Origin of the sequence: Sulfitobacter pontiacus (assembly GCF_040790665.1) — a bacterium.
Taxonomy (GTDB): domain Bacteria; phylum Pseudomonadota; class Alphaproteobacteria; order Rhodobacterales; family Rhodobacteraceae; genus Sulfitobacter; species Sulfitobacter pontiacus.
In genome coordinates, this window is record NZ_CP160849.1 from 295,044 (window position 1) to 314,179 (window position 19,136).

Below are 19,136 nucleotides of genomic sequence, written 5' to 3' on the forward strand. Positions count from 1 at the left end.
CCGCCGTGGCAATTGAAACCAACTCCCCCAATGCCAAGGGCAACACTATGATCCTCTACCCCGCTATTGACCTTAAAGACGGCCAAGCCGTTCGTCTTGTGCACGGCGACATGGAAAAATCCACTGTTTTCAACGATGACCCCGCGGCGCAGGCCCGTGAGTTTGTGGATGCGGGCTGCACTTGGCTTCACTTGGTGGACTTGAACGGTGCCTTCGCAGGGACGCCGGTCAATGCCGCCCCGGTGGAAGCGATTTTGAAGTCTTGCAACGTCCCCGCCCAGTTGGGAGGCGGCATTCGCGATATGGCGACGATCGAAGCTTGGCTGGACAAGGGTCTGGCACGCGTCATTCTGGGCACTGTCGCGGTCGAAAATCCCGCTTTGGTGCGTGAAGCAGCGCGAGCTTTTCCTGGCAAGGTCGCGGTCGGCATTGACGCCAGAAATGGTCGCGTGGCAACCAAGGGATGGGCTGAGGAAACCGACGTAATGGTTACAGATCTCGCTAAATCTTTCGAAGATGCAGGTGTCGCGGCGCTGATCTACACCGATATCATGCGAGACGGGGCCATGGGCGGTCCAAACATTGACGCCACCGCCGCTTTGGCGCGTGCCGTCAATATTCCTGTCATCGCCTCCGGGGGCGTCAGCTCCCTTGCTGACCTTGAGGCGTTGAAAGAAACTGGCGTGATATCCGGTGCCATTTCCGGCCGGGCGCTTTATGATGGCGCGATCGACCTGAGCGAAGCTTTGAAGGCCCTCGCCTGAGTTTCCAAATGGTTTCAAATCCTCGGGTGGTTTGGAGGGCAGACAGCCCTCCAACGGTTTTTTCCGCTGCCCCGTCGCGAGAAAGAAGACATGCTTAAGACCCGTATTATTCCTTGCCTCGATGTCGCCGATGGTCGCGTTGTCAAAGGCGTTAATTTTGTTGGCTTGCGCGATGCCGGTGACCCGGTTGACGCAGCGATCGCATATGACGCTGCAGGGGCGGACGAGCTTTGTTTTCTTGATATCCACGCCACACATGAAAACCGTGGTACCATGTTCGACCTGGTCACACGCACAGCCGAACACTGCTATATCCCGCTTACTGTAGGTGGCGGTGTACGCACCGTTGCAGATGTTCGCGCCCTGCTTTTGGCTGGCGCCGACAAGGTCAGCTTTAACTCTGCCGCGGTGGCTAATCCGGACATTATTGCGCAGGCAGCAGACCAATTCGGCAGCCAGTGCATTGTCTGTGCCATCGATGCGAAAACCGTCGCCCCCGGAAAGTGGGAGATTTTTACCCACGGTGGCCGCAAACCCACGGGCATAGATGCCGTCGAATTCGCAAAGACGGTCACTAAGAAAGGCGCAGGAGAGATTCTACTTACCTCAATGGACCGTGACGGTACCAAGCAAGGGTTTAACATTCCGCTAACGCGCGCGATTTCCGACGCGGTTTCTGTGCCTGTCATCGCCTCTGGCGGTGTCGGAACGCTGGATCATCTTGTCGATGGCGTCGTTCAGGGCGGCGCTTCAGCGGTGCTCGCAGCCTCGATCTTTCACTTCGGCGAATTTACGGTCGCTCAGGCGAAACAACACATGGCTGATGCCGGTATCCCAATGAGGCTTTCATGACGCTCGACGATCTATTTGCAACAATCCAATCAAGAAAAACTGCCGATCCATCAAGCAGTTGGACGGCGCAGCTTCTGGCAAAAGGCCCCGAGAAATGCGCCGAAAAATTCGGTGAAGAAGCGGTCGAAGCGATCATTGAGGCCGTGAAGGACGATAAAGCTGGTCTTACATCGGAAGCCGCAGATGTGCTGTACCACCTGCTTGTCATGCTCGCATCCCGCGACGTCGCGCTGTCAGATGTACTGGATGAACTGAGCAGCCGACAGGCGCAAAGTGGCCTCGCTGAAAAAGCCGCCCGCTAACACGGGGCACGTTGACCACAGTATATTTCGTGACGCGTAGCAAACTGGGGTCAAAGCTTGCTGGAGATTATCCCCGTTGCAAAACCTCCCATGCGCAATTCGCCGAAAAGGCGCTGATATTCAATCTTCGGGCATCTGTTTTGAATGACGGTCACGCCCTTTGCTTCCGCATTTGCGGCAGCTTTAGGGTGCTGCACCCCGATTTGCATCCAGATCGTCGCCAGATCAGGAAACACCTGTAATGCCTCTTCAACGATTTCTGGCACAGTCTCTGACCGTCTAAAAATATCGACCATGTCAACGCCACCCTCGATGTCTGACAGCTGCGAAACCACCGTTACCCCCAATAGTGTCTTCCCAGCATGCACCGGATTTACCGGAACAATATCGTACCCCTTGGTCTTCAAATATCGCGCGACATAATAGCTTGGCCGAACCGGGTTCAACGAAGCCCCCACGACCGCGATCCGCTTCGTCTGCGTCAGAATATTTTTCAGTTGGGTATCGGTGTAGGTCATGCTTCTTACTAAACCTCTAACGGTTCGAAAAAAAGCGCCCTCGACGATAAACGTGAGGGCGCAAAGGTATGGAACGAGGGACAGTTAGGTGATCGGCGAGAGTTCCAAACTCGCCGTCATACACAGAAGGTAGGAACGATTTGCTCCATTCAAAGAGCATGTGACAAATCCGTGAAGAAACGATGAATGCGCCAGCCATTTTCCGCCGAATCTCGCTTCTGACAGCGTAAACTAGTCAAATATATCGTCGATCACATCCGCGACCTCACTCGCGATCTTTGTGATCCAGGTTTTCTTTTTCTTCACTTTTCGATGCTTAGGCTTGCGAATAGCAGCTGCCGCTTGGGCATGTGGAAATTTCCGCATCCCCGCCGCAGGCCTGCCGCCGGTATTGGGCTTTTCAGAATCGCGAGGGAGCGGAATTTGTTTCAGATCATGCAATGGTGCGCCGCATTGTGCGCAAGCCAGCTCGTGCCGCCCTGCCCCCAATGTCAGCGCTGCCTTGCTGCCGCAAAAACAGCATGTCGCGATTTTTGTCGGGTAATTCATGCAATTATGCTCAGCTGTGATCCCGCGACGCATATAGCGCGATTGCCGCTGCATTTGACACGTTTAGCGAACCGAACCCGCCGCCTGCGTCGATTCGGACCAGCGCATCGACGGTTTCTTTGGTTTTTTCACGCAGACCTGGCCCTTCGGCCCCCAGCACAAGCGCCACCGGACGGTCGCGCTTCCCCTCCAGCGCAGATTCGACAGTCATATCGGCTTCGCCGTCCAGACCAAGAACAAGATACCCCATCGATTGAAGCTCCTTGATCGCGTCGGCTAGGTTCCGGACACGCAAATACGGCTGCCTCTCCATCGCGCCACTCGCTGTTTTCGCAAGCGCCCCGGTCTCGGGCGCAGCGTGATGACGCATGCCCACAACCGCCGATGCACCTAAAACCTCTGCGGACCGCAGAATTGCACCAACGTTATGCGGGTCTGTCACCCGATCCAGCAGCAACACGCGCGGTGCTTCGGCCCCGATGCAGACATCCTTGAGCGCCCCCCAACTCAGCGGTTTGACCTCTAGTACGGCTCCTTGATGCACCGACCCGGGGTCCAGCGGCGGGCGGAATTTTCGCGGATCAACGACCTCTGGTTCAATGCCGGCCTTGGCAATCGCCTCTTCCAGCTTGATCTGAGCATTCGGCGTAACCATCAGCTTAATCTTTTCACGCGCGGGATTTTCCAGCGCGTCGCGCACTGCATGAAGGCCAAACAACCAAACTGTTTGGTTCGCATCTGCCTTTTTTTCCTGCTCTTTTTGCACAACCCACTTAGGTTTTTTCATCGCCGAACCTTCTATCTTTCATCGCAAGGTAAAATTCCCTGCATTTCGCGCCGGTTTTCGCCTTGACGCCTATACTGCCCGCTTGTAATCACGCCTTCACATCCGGTGCAATGCACAGGGTGAAAGTGGGCGACAGGCCGCAAGGTGTGGCAGGGGACTGTAACTCCCTCGCGGAGACGCACGCCTGGTTCGATTCCAGGGTCGCCCACCACTTTCCCCTTTTCGACTATCCTTAAGTATAGCGGCACAGCCGTTTGATACATTGTGTTCCGATGTGAATTTGTGACACATCTTATGCATTTAGAACGCATACGAAATGATAGGGGTGACCCGTGTCCCATGCTTCCCGGCCGGATCAGGCTTTCAACATCGCGATCGTCGGGCAACACGGGCGGCTGGCTTATGAGGCTCTGTTGTTTGCCGCATCGCTGCGCCACCACAGCCCCCATTTTTCGGGCAACCTCTATGTGATGGAGCCGCAGCCCGGCCCGCTTTGGTCGGACGATCCACGAATCAAGAACCCCGATGTTATCAGCGCGCTCCACAACCTTGGCGCAGAGGTTATTCCGTTTGACACAAAGCACTTCGGTGAGAGCTATCCATATGGAAATAAAATCGAAATGCTCAATGCGCTTCCAAAAGCTGAGCCCTTCGTTTTCTTCGATACGGACACGTTGATCACTGGCGACCTGATGTCGGTCCCCTTCGACTTTGACCGCCCGATGGCATCCATGCGGCGCACAAACACATGGCCTGTTCCCCAGCTGTACGGACCACAATACGCCGGTCTGTGGAAATCCCTTTATGACAAGTTTGACCTAGATTTTGACAGCAGCCTCGACCTGTCTCAGCCCGACGACTATTGGCAACGGTATCTGTATTTCAACGCAGGTTTCTTTTTCTATCGCTGCCCTCACGAATTTGGTGAAAAGTTTTTGCACTATGCGCTGGCGATCCGCGATGACGCGCCGGAAGAGCTTTGCGCGCAGTCTTTTGACCCTTGGCTTGACCAAGTCGCGTTGCCGCTAGTTATTCATGCGCTTGGTGGGGCGCGCGATACCTTGCCTGACGGGCTGATCGACGGGTCTGTTAGCTGCCACTATCGCCTGCTGCCCTTGCTTTACGCGCGCGAACCGGACCACGTCGTTGACACTTTAGAAACGATTGCAGCACCAAATAAACTGAAGAAAGTTTTAAAGGGTTCGGAGCCGATCAAGCGGATGGTCTATCAAGGCCGCGGTCGCAAGGCGCGGGCTCTCTTTGATCAGGACAACTTGCCGCGCAAAGAGCAGGCCATTCGGAATCGTTTGAAATCAAACGGCTACTGGATGCGGTAGCGTCGACCGCATTTCATCCGAGTCGGTAAACAACCTCCTAAGCGTGACAGAAGCGACCTACAGCTTGTGCGTTCACATCGGTTCACCTAACCATATTGAAGACAATTTTAGGGAGAACAACGATGACAGATAGCCCCAACTATGGTTTTGATACCCTGCAGATACACGCAGGGGCCAAACCTGATCCGGCGACCGGTGCGCGGCAGACGCCGATCTACCAAACCACGGCCTATGTGTTTCGCGATGCGGACCACGCGGCGGCGTTGTTCAACCTGCAAGAGGTGGGGTTCATCTATTCCCGCCTGACGAACCCGACCGTTGCTGTTTTGCAGGAACGCATCGCCACGCTTGAGGGGGGCGTTGGTGCCGTGTGTTGCTCTTCCGGGCACGCGGCACAGATTATGGCATTGTTCCCGCTGATGGGGCCGGGCAAAAACATTATCGCCTCTACCCGTCTGTATGGGGGCACGGTGACGCAGTTCAGCCAAACGATCAAACGTTTCGGTTGGTCTTGCAAGTTTGTCGACTTTGACGACGTTGATGCCGTGAAAGCAGCGGTTGACGACGATACCCGCGCGATCTTTGGCGAAGCCATTGCCAATCCTGGCGGCTACATCATGGACGTACGTGCCATTGCCGACGTGGCGGATGCGGCAGGCGTTCCGCTGATCATCGACAACACAACGGCGACGCCCTACCTGTGCCGCCCGATCGAACTTGGCGCGACTCTGGTGGTACATTCGACGACGAAATACCTGACCGGCAACGGCACGGTAACAGGCGGCTGTATTGTGGATTCAGGCAAGTTCGATTGGTCCGCGAATGATAAATTCCCGTCGCTGAGCCAACCGGAACCTGCTTACCACGGTCTCAACTTTCACGAGACCTTTGGCGGCTTGGCCTTTACCTTCCACGGCATCGCCATCGGTTTGCGGGATCTTGGCATGACGATGAACCCGCAGGCTGCGCATTACACGCTGATGGGGACAGAGACACTTTCGCTGCGCATGGAACGCCACGTAGAAAACGCCCAGAAAATCGCGGCTTGGCTCGAGAATGATGACCGCGTCGACTATGTCACCTATGCGGGGCTCGAATCCTCGCCCTATTTCGAGCGTGCGAAAAGCGTTTGCCCCAAGGGGGCCGGCGGGTTGTTCACCTTTGCGGTGAAGGGCGGATACGACGCCTGCGTCAAATTGGTAAATGCGTTGGAGATTTTCAGCCATGTCGCAAATCTTGGCGACACCCGGTCGCTGATCATCCACTCTGCCTCCACCACGCACCGACAGCTTAGCCCCGAGCAGCAAGAAGCCGCGGGTGCCGGCGCGAATGTTGTGCGCGTTTCCATCGGGACAGAGGATGCCGCCGACCTGATCGCCGATCTAGATCAAGCGCTGTCCAAAGCGACGGCTTAAGCTACGACCTATAAAAGACCCCCGCCAAAGCAACCCTTCGGCGGGGGTATGTTTACCCATTCAAACCTTCAAATGCCGCGAGGCAGCAGAGGGTTAGTCAGCCTCGGCGATTTCGAACTGCAGCGTGACTTGCGCGCTGATGTCGATCTCTCCGGTCTCGATGGGCATATCCATACTTTTCATCTGGGCACCCCGCATTTCCATCGGGCGGAAACCCTGGCTCGATTCGGACATGCTGGTGAGTTTACCAAGCTTAACGCCAGCGGCATCTGCAAGCTGCTGCGCACGCGCCATCGCATCCTGAACGGCCCCTTCTCGGGCCTTAGCCAGCGCCGCTGCATTATCCTGCAAGCCGAACTGCAAGCCGTTAAAATCATTCGCGCCCTCGGCCACGACCGCATCCAGCAATTGCCCAAGTTTGCTTAGATCGCGAACCGTCACACTGACGGTGTTGCCCGCCTCATAGCCCGATACTTCCACCGGGGACGCATCTTCGCGGGGGCGGTTGTCATAGACGGGCCGCAGATAAAGCCCGCTGGTCTGACGGTCGAGGCCCGCGATCTTCAATGTGTCCAATTGGTCTAGAATGCCGCGCACTTTTTCCGAAGTCTGCGCCATTGCGTCCGAAGCAGAGGCCGCCCGCTCGCTCACGCCCAAGCGGATCGTCGCGGTATCAGGGGCAAGCGATACAATGCCCTCGCCATTCACGGTGATCCCCTGCGGCGCTTGTTGCGCCAGCGCACCTGACGCGAAACCGGCACAGACGATCGCGGCAATTTTCAACATTCGCATATTCATGACCTTTTTTTACTGTGATATCCCTTGGCAACATATGTGGCCTCCCGCCTAAGTTGCCGCAAGCCTCCTCTGCGCTCCGCTCTTTTCATGAGCAAACTACTGCTCTATTCTTTTGCTGTGAACGGGCGCTCTGTTTTGCAGGCGATCCCCATGGTATTGGAAATCTGCTGCCGTCCGAATGTCCCACCGTCCCAATGCCTCTAGTCAAAAGCGTTCCAATGAAGCCCAATTTTGCACTGTCTCTCTCCTTCGAAGGTATTCGCCTGCTGCACCGCGCCCCTGATGGATGGCGGCAGGTGGGCGAAGTGGCCGTCGACGCGGAGGATATGGCCGCCCAACTGGCCGCCTTGCGCAGCACCGCCACCGCGCTAGAGCCGAGCGGCCTGCGTAGTAAGCTACTGATTCCGAACGATCAAATCAAATACATGACGATCGACACCGCAGGGCTTAGCAATCAGGCGCGGCGCGAACAGGCCGAGGTGGCGCTTGATGGCGCGACGCCCTATGCCGTCGAAGATCTGGTCTTTGACATCAGCAATGACGGCCCCCGCACGCATATCGCCGCCGTCGCCCGCGAAACACTGGCCGAGGCCGAAGCCTTCGCGACCGAGCATCGTTTTCACCCCGTCAGCTTTGCCGCCCAGTCCGACGATCATGATTTTACCGGCGAGGCGTTTTTCGGCCCAACAGACTCCGCCCCCAAGTGGTTGGAGCCGGGCGATTCTGTGGAGCGTGACAAAGGGCCATTCGTTATCCTGGGCGATGTGGAACTCCCGCCGGAGGACACTTCGCCGGCGAAAGGTGATACGGCTGCTGAGGCGGAAAGCCCCGGTAAAGCCGATGATGTGACGGCGGATGCGTCGCAGGAGGGTGACAGCACGTCGGATGCTCCGGCGGCTGATGTCGCAAAGCCGGAAGCCAAGACGGCTGATGCTCCTCAGCCTGCAAGCCAGAAACCAGCAGACGCCCCCGCGCCCAAAGCGGCAAAGCTTGACGCGCCTCGCGTTGCACCCGCGTCCCCATCGGTGACGCCCCCGCCAAGCAAGGTGTCGGCCCCCGCCCACGCCAAAACACCCGAAGTGTCAGCTGGCAAGGCAACGGCACCCGCGGTACAGAAACCAGCCGCCCCATCTGCTGAAAAAAATGTGGCAGCGACACCCAAGCCCGCGCCCGCCGTGTCCAAAGCCCCCGCGGATTTTTCCAGCCGACGCAGCGCGCCCATCGTTACGGGTGCCGCCGCGCGCGGTAGCGTGCAGCCCTTGTCGCACACGGGCGGGCCGGTCCCCGATAGCAGTTCGTTAACCGGTGCCAAACACACACAACCTGCCAAGTCGTCGCCTTTCGGCTTTCTGAAACGCCGCAAGCCCCGCGCGACACCACCTCCGCCCAAACCAATTGCCGCAAAAGCGGCCCCCATTCCCGGCAAGGCCCTTGCCACGGGGGCCAGCGAAGTCGACCAGATGACTGTTTTCGGGGCCCGCAAAGAGCAGTCCATCGGAGGAAAGCCGCGCTTTTTGGGGCTGGTCCTGACCGCAGCCTTGCTGGTGTTCCTCGCGGGCGTCGCAGCTTGGGCGTCTGTCTTCCTTGATGATGGGTTAGCGCTTTCGCGGCTCTTTGGCAGTCGTGACACCACGCAGACCGCCTCTGCCCCACCGGAGCCGGCGGTCAAACAGCAAGTGGAAAGCCGCGAGGACCCCATCGTACCGCAGACCCCGCCCGAGAATACGGCTGACACCACTGTCGCCGCGCTTGATCCCACGCTCAGCGATGAGGACGGTGCGGTTTTGGACGCGATGCGCGTGCCACAGCAGCTGCAACCGCGCGAGCTGACCGCGCAGGAAATCGAAGCGAAATACGCGACAACCGGCATTTGGGCCATCGCGCCAAAGACACCAAAAGCGCCGTCGATGGTGACGCTGGATGATCTGTTCATGACCAGCATCGATCCCGTCAGCACCTCGAATGACGCTGTTGCACTGCCGACGCTCGCGTCCTTTGGCGGGGATACGGTCGATATCAGCTCGGCCCCTCCGGCGGCGGCGGGCACGTCGTTCACGCTGGATGATCGTGGTCTGGTTGTTCCAAGTCCGAATGGCACGTTGAACGCGGATGGGGTTTTGGTTTTCGCCGGGCAACCGGCCCGTGTGCCCCCTGCGACCCTCGCCCGTCCCGGTGCGGTCGAAGAGGAAGAGGTCGAGGATACGGTTGTTGCCGCGCTGCTTGGCTTTCGCCCCAAACTGCGCCCCGAGGATCTGCCCGAACAGAACGAGCGCGCTAATCTGGGCGGGGTGACCCGCAACGAACTTGCCGCGTTCCGCCCAACCCTGCGCAGCGCCGATGTCATCAAGGCCGCTGCTGCAGCCAAACAGGCCGAGGTTGACGCCGCAGCAGAGGCAGCAGCCGCCGCGATCAAAGCCGCCTTGCCGCAAGAGCCCGTGAACAACGCGACGCAATACGCGACAGAAGTGTCCAAGCGACCAGACACGCGCCCCGGTAACTTTTCGCGCATCGTACGTCGGGCCGAACGGGCGCAGCCCGCGCCTGTGACGGTCGCCAGTGCGCCGGCTGCGGTCACGCCGCAGGTGGTACAGCCTTCGGTGCCGTCGAAAGCCTCCGTATCGAAGCAGGCAACTGTGAAAAATGCGATCAAACTGCGTCAAATCAATCTGATCGGAGTCTACGGCAAACCCTCAAGCCGCCGCGCCTTGATCCGGCTGAGCAACGGGCGGTACCAGAAGGTTGCCGTCGGGGATCGTCTGGATGGCGGCCGCGTCTCCGCGATTGGAGAGGCTGAATTGCGGTATAACCGCCGCGGGCGCGATGTCGTGCTCAAGATGCCCCGCGGCTAAGCCCCGCAAGATCTGACTGCTCGCTACATGAAAAAGCCGCATCCGAAGATGCGGCTTTCTGTCGTTTCAGGCTTCGCTCAACTCGCCACTGTCGATTTGTTCTTGCTCGATGCTCTCGAACAGCGCCTTGAAGTTCCCTTCGCCAAAACCGTCGTCCCCTTTACGCTCGATAAACTCGAAGAAGATCGGCCCAATGACAGTTTTCGAGAATATCTGAAGCAAAATGCGGGTTTCGCCGCCATCCACGACCCCTTCCCCGTCAATCAGGATGCCGTGTTTCTTCATCCGATCAAGCGGCTCTTGGTGGCCGGTGACGCGATCCTTGCTCATCTTATAGTAGGTCTCGGGCGGGCCGGGCATGAATTTCAACCCGTTGTCCGCAATGGCATCCGTCGCATCATAGATGTTCCGCGCGCCCACGGCGATGTGCTGGATCCCCTCGCCGTTGTATTTCTTGAGATAGGCCACGATCTGCCCCTTCTCGTCGCGATCCTCGTTGATCGGGATACGGATGCGGCCGCAGGGAGATGTCAGCGCACGCGAGGTAAGGCCGGTAAACTTGCCTTCAATATCGAAAAACCGGATCTCGCGAAAATTGAACAGATCGCCGTAGAACTTGAACCAGACGTCCATGTTCCCCTTAAACACATTATGCGTCAAGTGATCGAGATAGTAGAAACCGACGCCAGCGGGTTTGGATTGCGCGATCCAGTCGTATTCCTCGTTATAGGGCGACGTGTCGTAATACTGATCCACAAAGTAGATTAACGACCCGCCGATCCCCTTGATCGCGGGCACATCCAGCACCTTGCCTGCGCCTGTATATTCCTCCGCCCCTTTGGCAACAGCGTGGTCCAGCGCCTTTTGCGCATCCACAACCCGCCAGCCCATCGAGGGCGCACAGGGGCCATGCTCGGCCACAAAGCCTGCGGCAAAGCTGTCAGGGTCAGCGTTCAGCACATAGGTAATGTCCCCCTGCTGCCAGAGTTCGATTTTCTGCGTTTTGTGGTTCGCCACATGGGCATAGCCCATACGGGTAAATAGATCGCGAAGCTCCTGCGGGTCGGCGCTGGCGAATTCGACGAATTCGAACCCGTCGGTGCCGGCCGGGTTTTCATCAGTGATTTTGGATTTTTCGGCGTCATGCGGAAACGGACCCATGAGATGCTCCTTTGATAGCGTTCGTGCGCAGTCTATCGCCGGAACCACGCTATCTTTGCGCAAACATACAAGTGTGACTGGCTATTCGCGCGGGGTTGACGCATGGTTTTATCATTCTATGTGAGAATACCGCATGACATTAGATGATATCGATAAACGCCTGCTGGCGGCGCTGCAAAAGAACGCGCATCTCACTGCTCAAGAGTTGGGAGAGAAGCTGCACCTATCCCCGTCCCAAGCAGGTCGGCGGCGGCAACGGCTTGAAACCGAAGGGTATATCCAAGGCTACACGGCCCGGCTCAACCCCGAACGGTTGGGGCTGACGGTACAGGGGTTTGTGCAGGTCCATCTGGGCACCCACGGGCCCGAACATTCCGCCAGCTTTGCGCGGCTTTTGGCCACCCGCCCCGAAATCGTTAGCGCGTGGACGATGACGGGGGATGCGGATTATTTGCTGCGCGTCTATTGTGCAGACCTGCCCAGCCTGAACCGCCTCATCCATGATGTGCTGCTCCCCCATGGTGCTGTCGCAAAAGTGCATAGCCAGATCGTTATGGATCAGCTTAAACGAGACGGGCCCTTGCCCACCTGATTGACCCGCTCGGGGCCTGCCCGACACAAAGAAAGTATGCCCCTTATGGAAGGTTTCCTGTTTCAAGCCTCGATCTATCTCGCTGCGGCGGTGATTGCGGTTCCCATCGCATCGCGTCTGGGGCTGGGGTCGGTGCTGGGATATCTCGCCGCGGGGATCCTGATCGGGCCGGCCTTCGGGCTGGTTGGATCGGAGACCAAGGATTTGCAGCATTTCGCCGAATTTGGTGTCGTGATGATGCTGTTCCTCATCGGGCTAGAGCTTGAACCCCGCGCCCTGTGGAACATGCGCCACCGTCTGCTGGGGCTTGGCGGGATGCAGGTCGTGCTTAGCGCTGCGGCGCTGATGGGCATCGCGATGGCTTATGACCAACCGATGGGTGTGGCGATTGCGATCGGCCTCACGCTGTCGCTGTCGTCAACAGCGATCGTGCTGCAAACCCTTTCAGAAAAGGGTTTGATGCAAACAGCGGGTGGACGATCCGTCTTTTCGGTGCTGCTGACGCAAGATATCGCGGTGATCCCGATCCTCGCGTTCCTGCCGCTGCTTGTGGCGCAGCTGCCCGCGCAAATGCGACCGGACGGATCGATCTCGGTGAACCCCGAGGATGCCGCCCATGGGGCAGAGGCAGCCTCGGGGCACGGTCCTGCGGCGGCGGGTCATGGTGCGGAAACCGCGCAGGCGGCGATTTCACTGGTTCAGGGGCTGCCGGGTTGGGCCATAACGCTGGTCACCTTGGGTGCCATTGCCGGGATCATCATCACCGGTGTGTTCTTCACCCGCCCCGTTTTCCGGTTTATCCACGCTGCCAAGCTGCGCGAGATGTATACCGCTTTGGCCCTGCTGATCGTCGTCGGGATTTCCTTCCTGATGATGCTGGTGGGCCTGTCGCCCGCGCTTGGGGCCTTCCTTGCAGGAGTGGTGCTGGCCAGCAGCGAATTCCGGCACGAACTGGAAACCGACCTTGAGCCGTTCAAAGGACTGCTGCTGGGGCTGTTCTTCATCACCGTGGGGGCGGGTATCAACTTTGACCTGCTGTTCGCCGATACGATCATCATCGTCGGGATGGCGCTGCTGGTTATTCTGGTGAAGGGCCTGATTCTTTACGGGCTTGGCACCTTGTTCAAGCTGCAAGGGCGCGACCGCTGGCTCTTTGCGCTTGGTCTGGCGCAGGCGGGTGAATTCGGCTTTGTGCTGGTCAGCTTCTCGGTCGCCACGGGAGTCATGCCCAATGACGTGGCCGAGACATTGTTGCTGGTCGTCGCCCTATCGATGCTGATCACACCGCTGCTGTTCATCACCTATGACCAGATCAGCAAACGGATGGATACGAAATCCGGCCCCATCGTTGCGGACGAGATTGACGAGCAGGGCACCGTGATCATCGCGGGTGTCGGACGGTTCGGGCAGATTGTGAACCGTCTGGTGCAGGCCAGCGGCTTTCGCACCGTCGTTCTGGACCACAACCCCGAAACCATCGCCGTCATGCGCCGCTTTGGCTTCAAGGCGTTCCTGGGCGATCCGACCCGCGCTGACATTCTGCGCAAGGCCGGTCTGCGCGATGCCAAGGTTCTGGTAGTCGCGTTGGATGATCCCAAGTCGGCCTTGCAGCTTATCGCCTATGCGCGCAAGGAACGGCCCGACCTGCATATCGTAACCCGCGCCCATGACCGGACAGATGTGTACCAACAATACCAGGCCGGCGCGAATGACATCGTGCGCGAAATGTTCGACAGCTCGCTTCGGGCGGGGCGCTATGTGTTGGAGAATCTCGGGCTCTCCGACTACGAGGCGGCAGAGGCGCAGCGGATGTTCTATTCGCACGACCGTGCGTCTGTGCGCGAGCTGGCGGCCCTGTGGCGCCCTGACATCCCACCAAGCGAGAACAAAGCCTATGTGGCGCGCGCGAAAGAGCTGCAAAAGGATCTGGAAACCGCTTTCCTGAACCGAATTGACCAAGAGGATAAGACCCAAGGGTCGTAGCCCCCCTCGCCCTTCAGACACCAAAAAGCCGCGCCCGATATGATATCAGGCGCGGCTTTTCAAAATTTAACGGTTGCGATCAGGCAGCGGCGACGCGGCTTTCCAACACATCACCGACCTGCTTGGAGGCCGCCAGTTCGTCCCCACCGGCGACGGCGGCAACTTCACGGGTCAGTCGCTCAAGCGCGGCTTCATACAGCTGACGCTCGGAATAGCTTTGCTCGCGCTGGTCGTCGGTGCGGTGCAGGTCGCGTACGACTTCGGCGATGGCGATCAGATCACCGGAGTTGATCTTTTGCTCATATTCCTGCGCACGGCGCGACCACATGGCGCGTTTGACCTTGGCCTTACCCTTCAGGGTTTTCATCGCATGGCTGATCACGTCAGGGCTGCTGAGCGCGCGCATGCCAATTTCTGTCGCCTTATGGGTGGGGACCCGCAGCGTCATCTTGTCTTTCTCGAACGCGATCACGAACAGCTCCAGCGAGATGCCCGCGACTTCCTGCTCTTCGACCGAGATGATCTGACCAACGCCATGCGCCGGATAAACAACGAATTCATTCGGGCGGAAATCTAGCTTCTTCGACTTGCTCATACAGTGGCTCCTTGGGCGCGGGGACGGCCCGCATGGGTAAATATGCTGTCACAACGACAAAGGCCGACCGGCCCAAAGAGCCGTCAGCCTCATTTCATAACTTCAGATGTTCTGGTTCAACCTGTGCAAAACGGTTGAGATTTGGCGCGTAGGTATCATCATTTGCGACAACGTATATCACAAAATTAGCCCCCCCGAAAGCGGGGGGCCGCATAGATTCGATCAAATACGTGTTAATCGAATAAATAAAGGGGATCAGGTGGCGTCACACGCAGCGATCACCCCATGCACCCAAGTGCGAATCGCTTAGCCGCCTTCGCCGGGTGCTTCAGAGAAATACTTCTCAAGCTTGCCCTCTTCACCATCGCGTTCCTCTGCCTCGGGCAGCGGGTCTTTCTTGGTGATGATCACGGGCCACAGTTCGGAGTATTTGCGGTTGAATTCAACCCACTTCTCCATATCCGGCTCTGTATCGGGGCGGATCGCGTCGGCGGGGCATTCAGGTTCGCAAACGCCGCAGTCGATGCATTCATCTGGATGAATGACCAACATGTTTTCGCCTTCATAGAAGCAATCCACCGGACATACTTCAACGCAGTCAGTGTATTTGCAGGCGATACAGGCATCGTTAACGATATAGGTCATAACATCATCTTTTATGGCAGGTTTAACGCAGGAGATACGTCAGCACAGCGTATCATTCAAGGTGGCGCGCCCGAGAAAGATCAAGCACGCGGCGATCACGCTTACTGGGGCGCCCTTTTCCCTCAAATGCCGGATTTTCAGGTTGTTTTTTCTCGGATCGGGGGACCGGCGGGGACAGATCGGTGTAAAGCGTTTGCGCCTCGGGGGCCGGACCACGGCGGGTGCCGATGCCCTCTATCTGGATCACCCGCACATCGTCGCCCATAGCAAAGGTCAGTACGTCGCCAACCACAACCAGTGTCGCACGCTTTTGCGCGACGCTGCCGTTGACCCTGACGGCCCCCGCTTGCACGCGGGCAGCCGCCAGAGAACGCGTTTTATAAAACCGCGCATGCCACAGCCATTTATCAAGCCGCAGCTTTGTCGGCGCTTCGGACAATTACTTGTTGTCTTTCAGCCCCATCAGCGCAGCGGCGAATGGGTTGTCGGGGTCGATCGGCTTTTCGGCACGGGCGGGCTTGCTGCTGAACTTCTGGGCTTTGCCGCCCTTGTCCCCACGCGGTGCACCCTTTTTGCCACGCGGTCCGGGTTTCCCCTTCCCTTGCGGACGATCCCCACCGCCGCGACGCTGGCCTTGGGCATTGCCACGGGGCGTGCGCCCCCAGGTAAAGACATAATATGTCTCAAGCTCGGCACCTGCGATATCGGCGTCAGGCGCTGTGCCTTGGGGGTTTTCCTCGGCAGGGGTGTCGGGGATGTGGTCGTCGACCTCTGGTGTCTCGGCCAGCTCCTCGACCATCGGGGCGATCCCGTCATCGGGCATATCCGCGGTTGCGGGCACGATGTCATCCGCCTGAGCAGCCGCCGGATCTTCGACAATACCACCGGCTGGTTGCTCGGCCGCGACGTCCATCACGGGCGTCTCGGCGTCCGCGCCCTTGTCGGCAGCCATCGGTGCACCGTCATGGGGCACGACGGTATCAACGGCTTTCACCTTGGTGCGCTCAGCCTTTTCGGCCTTGTAGCCCAGACCTTCCATCAACGTGGCGAATTGTTCAAGCGTCATGCCCGTAATCGAGAGCATATCGGCCTTCGCCTCGAACCCGCCACGCGAATCTTCGGAGCGCAGCATATCGGCCAGACGTTCCAGCATATCGATACGGATCGCGCGTTCGCCCGCGTTGCGGTATCCAGCCATCGTCGCAGCGCCTTCGGGCGCGCTGGTGTCTACGGGGATGGTGACCAGCCCAGGGGGCGGCGATTCAGGGAATTCGTTCAGCCCCTTGGAAATCGACCACAGCACCAGACGCAAACGGGTCGGCGCGGGCTTCAGCAACAAAGGCATAAAGATGGTGAATTGACCAAAGCGCAAACCATGCTTGCGCAGCGCGCCACGGGCGTCCTGATCCAGGGCTTTCACCTCGTCCGCCACATCAGCGCGGGGCAGAATACCAAGGTTTTCAACCATGCGGAAGGCAAAGCCACGGGCCAGACCGGTCAGCGCCTCATCCTTTGACAGGGCGATCAGTGGCTCGAACAGGGCTGCGACCTTGCGGTCGATGAAATGCTGCAAACGGCGCTGCACTTTTTGCGCAACCTCGGGGCCCGCAACGTCATCGACGAAGACCTCGACACCGGGTTTCAACGGATCGGAGCCCGCAACCAGTTTACCCACGGCAGAGCTGCCCCACATGAGGCCGCCCTGCTCTGTGAAATCAATCTCTGTATCAGGCGCGTTGTAGAAACGATCCGCCCGCAAATGGAACTGAGGAGCCAGCGCCTGCAACGATGCAGCTTTGATCGTTTTATCTTCGGCAACGCCTGCGCCTTTGTCTTGGCGAAAGCGGAACCCGTCCAGCTTGCCAACAAATTCGCCTTCAACGGTTACTTCACCGGTCTCGTTTACTTCGGCCACCATGGCTTCCTTCTGTCCTAGCCGGCGCAAAAGCACGGATGTGCGCCGATCTACAAATCTTTGGGTCAGACGCTCGTGCAGCGCATCCGACAGTCTGTCTTCTACGACACGCGCCTCGTGTCGCCAATGGCTTTCGTCACCTGTCCAGCCTTTGCGCTGTGTCACGTAGGTCCAGGTGCGAATAAACGCTAATCGTTTGGACAACGCATCAATGTCGCCATCGGTTCGATCTATGCGTTTAATTTGCCGCGCCAGCCAGTCGTCGGGGATGGAACCGCGCTGGTGCAGAAAGTTGAAAATCTGCTCCAGCAGGCTGGCGTGCTCTGCATGGCTTATACCACGAAAGTCGGGAATCCGGCAGACATCCCACAGTAGGCGCACCGATGGCCCATCGGTACAGCGCGCCGCGATCTCGGCATCAACGGCGAGATTCTTGAGCGCGCGCAGATCATCGGCCTCGCGCGCTTTGAACAAGCGTTCATTGTCCGGCGACATTTCAAGCGTCTGGATCAGCCGGTCAATGGATCCGAACTGCAGCGCGGGGTTGCGCCAGTTGAGCTTGTTCTGCGGTGTGAACTGATGATCCATAATGGCCCGCGCGACACCATCATCAAGCGGAGACGCATCGCCCGTGACACCGAATGTACCGCTCTTGAACCCGCGCCCTGCCCGTCCGGCAATCTGCGCCAGTTCGTTCGGGGCCAAGGGTCGCATCCGACGCCCGTCAAACTTGCTGAGCGCCGAGAAAGCGACGTGGTCCACATCAAGGTTCAGCCCCATCCCGATGGCATCCGTGGCCACCAGATAGTCGACCTCGCCATTTTGATACATGGCGACCTGCGCGTTGCGTGTGCGCGGGCTGAGCGCGCCCATAACCACCGCCGCGCCCCCCTTTTGGCGCCGGATCAGCTCTGCAATCGCATATACATTCTCAACCGAAAACCCGACGATCGCACTGCGCGGACGCATTCGGCTTATCTTTTTCTGACCAGAATAGATCAATTCCGACATTCTCTCGCGCCGGATGAACTGCGCCTCTGGCACCAGCGCCGCGATTGAGCCGCGCATGGTGTCGGACCCCATGAAAAGCGTCTCGTGTTGACCGCGCGCACGCAAAAGACGGTCGGTAAAGACATGCCCCCTCTCAGGATCCGCACAAAGCTGGATTTCATCGACCGCAACCAGATCAGCGCCCATGCCTTCGGGCATCGCCTCGACGGTGCAGACCCAATATTGGGTGCGCGGCGGCACGATCCGCTCTTCGCCTGTGACCAGTGCCACGATGGACGGGCCACGCAGGGCAACGATGCGGTCATAGACCTCGCGCGCGAGCAAACGCAGCGGCAGCCCGATCACCCCCGTGCGATGCGCCAACATCCGTTCGATTGCATAGGTCGTCTTGCCTGTATTGGTCGGGCCCAAAACGGCCACGACCCTGCTGTCACCTGCCACCAGAAATTCCTTAGATCGTTAAAGCGTGCGCCCGATGCCGTCGCGCCGCAGCCCGTCGAGCGCCCTTTGCGCGTTATCATGGTGAGGGTTAATGCTTAACACTCGGCGATAGAGATCGGCAGCCGCCCGCAGATCGCCAAACTCCTGCAGGATCGCCCCCAGACCGAAGATGGCGTTATACTGCTGCGGGTTCAAGGCAAGCGTGGTTTCCAGATCATCGATTGCAGGGCCATAGAGACCTGCGGCGAAATAGGCCTGTGCACGGGCATGATAGCCTTCGGCAAAATCAGGGGCGTGATCCGTCAGAGCTGTCAGATGGGCGATCGCCAAGGTGGTGTCCCCCTCTGACATGGCATCGCGACCACGGGAATACAGCAAATCCATTGCGGCCGAGCCGGACCGCGCCCAAGCGCGCTGCACATCACGTTCGATTCGCGCCGCCTCTGCCGCGGGGGCATCGCGTAAATCCTGCAGCAATTCCGCCGCCGCGGGGGGCGACACTTGCGCGAAACTTATACCCCCAAGCAACACCCAGAGACCAAGTGCCGCGACGGTATGTTTGAGGTTGACGATGCGGTTGCCCATAACAAGAGTGAATGTAACAGGCTGCCGCCACAATTCC

At 58.6% G+C, this 19,136-nt stretch carries 18 protein-coding genes and 1 tRNA gene; 9 read left to right on the top strand and 10 right to left on the bottom strand.

The window, feature by feature from the left end:
- Nucleotides 1–47: 47 nt before the first annotated feature.
- From hisA to AB1495_RS01330, 3 genes are all read left to right on the top strand, one after another.
- Nucleotides 48–764 carry a 1-(5-phosphoribosyl)-5-[(5-phosphoribosylamino)methylideneamino]imidazole-4-carboxamide isomerase gene (gene hisA, locus AB1495_RS01320; RefSeq protein ID WP_037963903.1) on the top strand — a complete coding sequence of 239 codons (717 nt, stop codon included), beginning with the start codon at nt 48–50 and terminating at the stop codon, nt 762–764.
- A gap of 90 nt (nt 765–854) precedes the next feature.
- Nucleotides 855–1,616 (top strand): imidazole glycerol phosphate synthase subunit HisF, encoded by a 762-nt coding sequence (gene hisF / locus AB1495_RS01325; protein WP_074634551.1) that lies wholly within the window; start codon nt 855–857, stop codon nt 1,614–1,616.
- Nucleotides 1,613–1,918 carry a phosphoribosyl-ATP diphosphatase gene (locus AB1495_RS01330; protein ID WP_074634552.1) on the top strand — a complete coding sequence of 102 codons (306 nt, stop codon included), beginning with the start codon at nt 1,613–1,615 and terminating at the stop codon, nt 1,916–1,918. The genes hisF and AB1495_RS01330 overlap by 4 nt, the downstream gene beginning before the upstream one ends.
- Nucleotides 1,919–1,968: 50 nt before the next feature.
- On the opposite strand, the gene AB1495_RS01335 is transcribed toward AB1495_RS01330, so the two are convergent.
- The 3 genes from AB1495_RS01335 to rlmB form a co-directional block, all read right to left on the bottom strand.
- Nucleotides 1,969–2,436 (bottom strand): CoA-binding protein, encoded by a 468-nt coding sequence (locus AB1495_RS01335; protein ID WP_074634553.1) that lies wholly within the window; start codon nt 2,434–2,436, stop codon nt 1,969–1,971.
- A 231-nt stretch (nt 2,437–2,667) separates the two neighbouring features.
- Entirely contained in the window at nt 2,668–2,985 is a 318-nt protein-coding gene (locus tag AB1495_RS01340; RefSeq protein ID WP_074634554.1) for a hypothetical protein, read from the bottom strand.
- A 10-nt stretch (nt 2,986–2,995) separates the two neighbouring features.
- Nucleotides 2,996–3,772 carry a 23S rRNA (guanosine(2251)-2'-O)-methyltransferase RlmB gene (rlmB, locus tag AB1495_RS01345; protein ID WP_074634555.1) on the bottom strand — a complete coding sequence of 259 codons (777 nt, stop codon included), beginning with the start codon at nt 3,770–3,772 and terminating at the stop codon, nt 2,996–2,998.
- A gap of 127 nt (nt 3,773–3,899) precedes the next feature.
- On the opposite strand from rlmB, the gene AB1495_RS01350 reads away from it, so the two are divergent.
- The 3 genes from AB1495_RS01350 (at nt 3,900) to AB1495_RS01360 (ending at nt 6,524) form a co-directional block, all read left to right on the top strand.
- Nucleotides 3,900–3,983, top strand: a tRNA-Tyr gene (locus tag AB1495_RS01350).
- Between the two features lie 121 nt (nt 3,984–4,104).
- Nucleotides 4,105–5,109: a hypothetical protein gene (locus AB1495_RS01355; protein WP_074634556.1), complete on the top strand. Its 1,005-nt coding sequence runs from the start codon at nt 4,105–4,107 to the stop codon at nt 5,107–5,109.
- Between the two features lie 122 nt (nt 5,110–5,231).
- A complete protein-coding gene (locus AB1495_RS01360) occupies nt 5,232–6,524 on the top strand; it encodes an O-acetylhomoserine aminocarboxypropyltransferase/cysteine synthase family protein (protein WP_074634557.1) in 1,293 nt (430 codons plus the stop codon).
- A 93-nt stretch (nt 6,525–6,617) separates the two neighbouring features.
- Here the strand turns inward: AB1495_RS01360 and AB1495_RS01365 are convergent, their stop codons facing one another.
- Nucleotides 6,618–7,316, bottom strand: coding sequence for an SIMPL domain-containing protein (locus AB1495_RS01365; protein WP_244268801.1), 699 nt, complete (start codon nt 7,314–7,316; stop codon nt 6,618–6,620).
- 224 nt (nt 7,317–7,540) lie between these two features.
- Here AB1495_RS01365 and AB1495_RS01370 point away from each other — a divergent pair, with 224 nt between their 5' ends.
- On the top strand, nt 7,541–10,171 hold the full coding sequence (locus AB1495_RS01370; RefSeq protein WP_074634559.1) for a hypothetical protein: 2,631 nt from the start codon (nt 7,541–7,543) through the stop codon (nt 10,169–10,171).
- Between the two features lie 66 nt (nt 10,172–10,237).
- Here the strand turns inward: AB1495_RS01370 and hppD are convergent, their stop codons facing one another.
- A complete protein-coding gene (gene hppD / locus AB1495_RS01375) occupies nt 10,238–11,332 on the bottom strand; it encodes a 4-hydroxyphenylpyruvate dioxygenase (RefSeq protein WP_037944596.1) in 1,095 nt (364 codons plus the stop codon).
- Nucleotides 11,333–11,465: 133 nt separating this feature from the next.
- On the opposite strand from hppD, the gene AB1495_RS01380 reads away from it, so the two are divergent.
- Together AB1495_RS01380 and AB1495_RS01385 are read left to right on the top strand one after the other, a co-directional pair.
- Nucleotides 11,466–11,924, top strand: a complete 459-nt coding sequence (locus AB1495_RS01380) for an Lrp/AsnC family transcriptional regulator (RefSeq protein ID WP_005854326.1) — start codon at nt 11,466–11,468, stop codon at nt 11,922–11,924.
- 45 nt (nt 11,925–11,969) lie between these two features.
- Nucleotides 11,970–13,907 (top strand): cation:proton antiporter, encoded by a 1,938-nt coding sequence (locus AB1495_RS01385; RefSeq protein WP_005854327.1) that lies wholly within the window; start codon nt 11,970–11,972, stop codon nt 13,905–13,907.
- Nucleotides 13,908–13,986: 79 nt separating this feature from the next.
- On the opposite strand, the gene AB1495_RS01390 is transcribed toward AB1495_RS01385, so the two are convergent.
- From AB1495_RS01390 to AB1495_RS01410, 5 genes are all read right to left on the bottom strand, one after another.
- Nucleotides 13,987–14,502 carry a CarD family transcriptional regulator gene (locus AB1495_RS01390; protein WP_009825020.1) on the bottom strand — a complete coding sequence of 172 codons (516 nt, stop codon included), beginning with the start codon at nt 14,500–14,502 and terminating at the stop codon, nt 13,987–13,989.
- 306 nt (nt 14,503–14,808) lie between these two features.
- Nucleotides 14,809–15,147 (bottom strand): ferredoxin FdxA, encoded by a 339-nt coding sequence (gene fdxA, locus AB1495_RS01395; protein ID WP_005849180.1) that lies wholly within the window; start codon nt 15,145–15,147, stop codon nt 14,809–14,811.
- Nucleotides 15,148–15,199: 52 nt separating this feature from the next.
- Nucleotides 15,200–15,586 carry an RNA-binding S4 domain-containing protein gene (locus tag AB1495_RS01400; RefSeq protein ID WP_005849182.1) on the bottom strand — a complete coding sequence of 129 codons (387 nt, stop codon included), beginning with the start codon at nt 15,584–15,586 and terminating at the stop codon, nt 15,200–15,202.
- Nucleotides 15,587–18,514, bottom strand: coding sequence for a helicase-related protein (locus tag AB1495_RS01405; RefSeq protein ID WP_074634560.1), 2,928 nt, complete (start codon nt 18,512–18,514; stop codon nt 15,587–15,589).
- An 18-nt stretch (nt 18,515–18,532) separates the two neighbouring features.
- On the bottom strand, nt 18,533–19,099 hold the full coding sequence (locus tag AB1495_RS01410; protein WP_074634787.1) for a tetratricopeptide repeat protein: 567 nt from the start codon (nt 19,097–19,099) through the stop codon (nt 18,533–18,535).
- Nucleotides 19,100–19,136 lie beyond the last annotated feature (37 nt).

Excerpts from the sequence above, each read along its gene's own strand:
- hisA (WP_037963903.1), top strand. The coding sequence starts at position 48 with ATGATCCTCTACCCCGCTATTGACCTTAAAGACGGCCAAGCCGTTCGT.
- hisF (WP_074634551.1), top strand. The coding sequence starts at position 855 with ATGCTTAAGACCCGTATTATTCCTTGCCTCGATGTCGCCGATGGTCGC.
- AB1495_RS01330 (WP_074634552.1), top strand. The coding sequence starts at position 1,613 with ATGACGCTCGACGATCTATTTGCAACAATCCAATCAAGAAAAACTGCC.
- AB1495_RS01335 (WP_074634553.1), bottom strand. The coding sequence starts at position 2,436 with ATGACCTACACCGATACCCAACTGAAAAATATTCTGACGCAGACGAAG.
- AB1495_RS01340 (WP_074634554.1), bottom strand. The coding sequence starts at position 2,985 with ATGAATTACCCGACAAAAATCGCGACATGCTGTTTTTGCGGCAGCAAG.
- rlmB (WP_074634555.1), bottom strand. The coding sequence starts at position 3,772 with ATGAAAAAACCTAAGTGGGTTGTGCAAAAAGAGCAGGAAAAAAAGGCA.
- AB1495_RS01360 (WP_074634557.1), top strand. The coding sequence starts at position 5,232 with ATGACAGATAGCCCCAACTATGGTTTTGATACCCTGCAGATACACGCA.
- AB1495_RS01365 (WP_244268801.1), bottom strand. The coding sequence starts at position 7,316 with ATGCGAATGTTGAAAATTGCCGCGATCGTCTGTGCCGGTTTCGCGTCA.
- AB1495_RS01370 (WP_074634559.1), top strand. The coding sequence starts at position 7,541 with ATGAAGCCCAATTTTGCACTGTCTCTCTCCTTCGAAGGTATTCGCCTG.
- hppD (WP_037944596.1), bottom strand. The coding sequence starts at position 11,332 with ATGGGTCCGTTTCCGCATGACGCCGAAAAATCCAAAATCACTGATGAA.
- AB1495_RS01380 (WP_005854326.1), top strand. The coding sequence starts at position 11,466 with ATGACATTAGATGATATCGATAAACGCCTGCTGGCGGCGCTGCAAAAG.
- AB1495_RS01385 (WP_005854327.1), top strand. The coding sequence starts at position 11,970 with ATGGAAGGTTTCCTGTTTCAAGCCTCGATCTATCTCGCTGCGGCGGTG.
- AB1495_RS01390 (WP_009825020.1), bottom strand. The coding sequence starts at position 14,502 with ATGAGCAAGTCGAAGAAGCTAGATTTCCGCCCGAATGAATTCGTTGTT.
- fdxA (WP_005849180.1), bottom strand. The coding sequence starts at position 15,147 with ATGACCTATATCGTTAACGATGCCTGTATCGCCTGCAAATACACTGAC.
- AB1495_RS01410 (WP_074634787.1), bottom strand. The coding sequence starts at position 19,099 with ATGGGCAACCGCATCGTCAACCTCAAACATACCGTCGCGGCACTTGGT.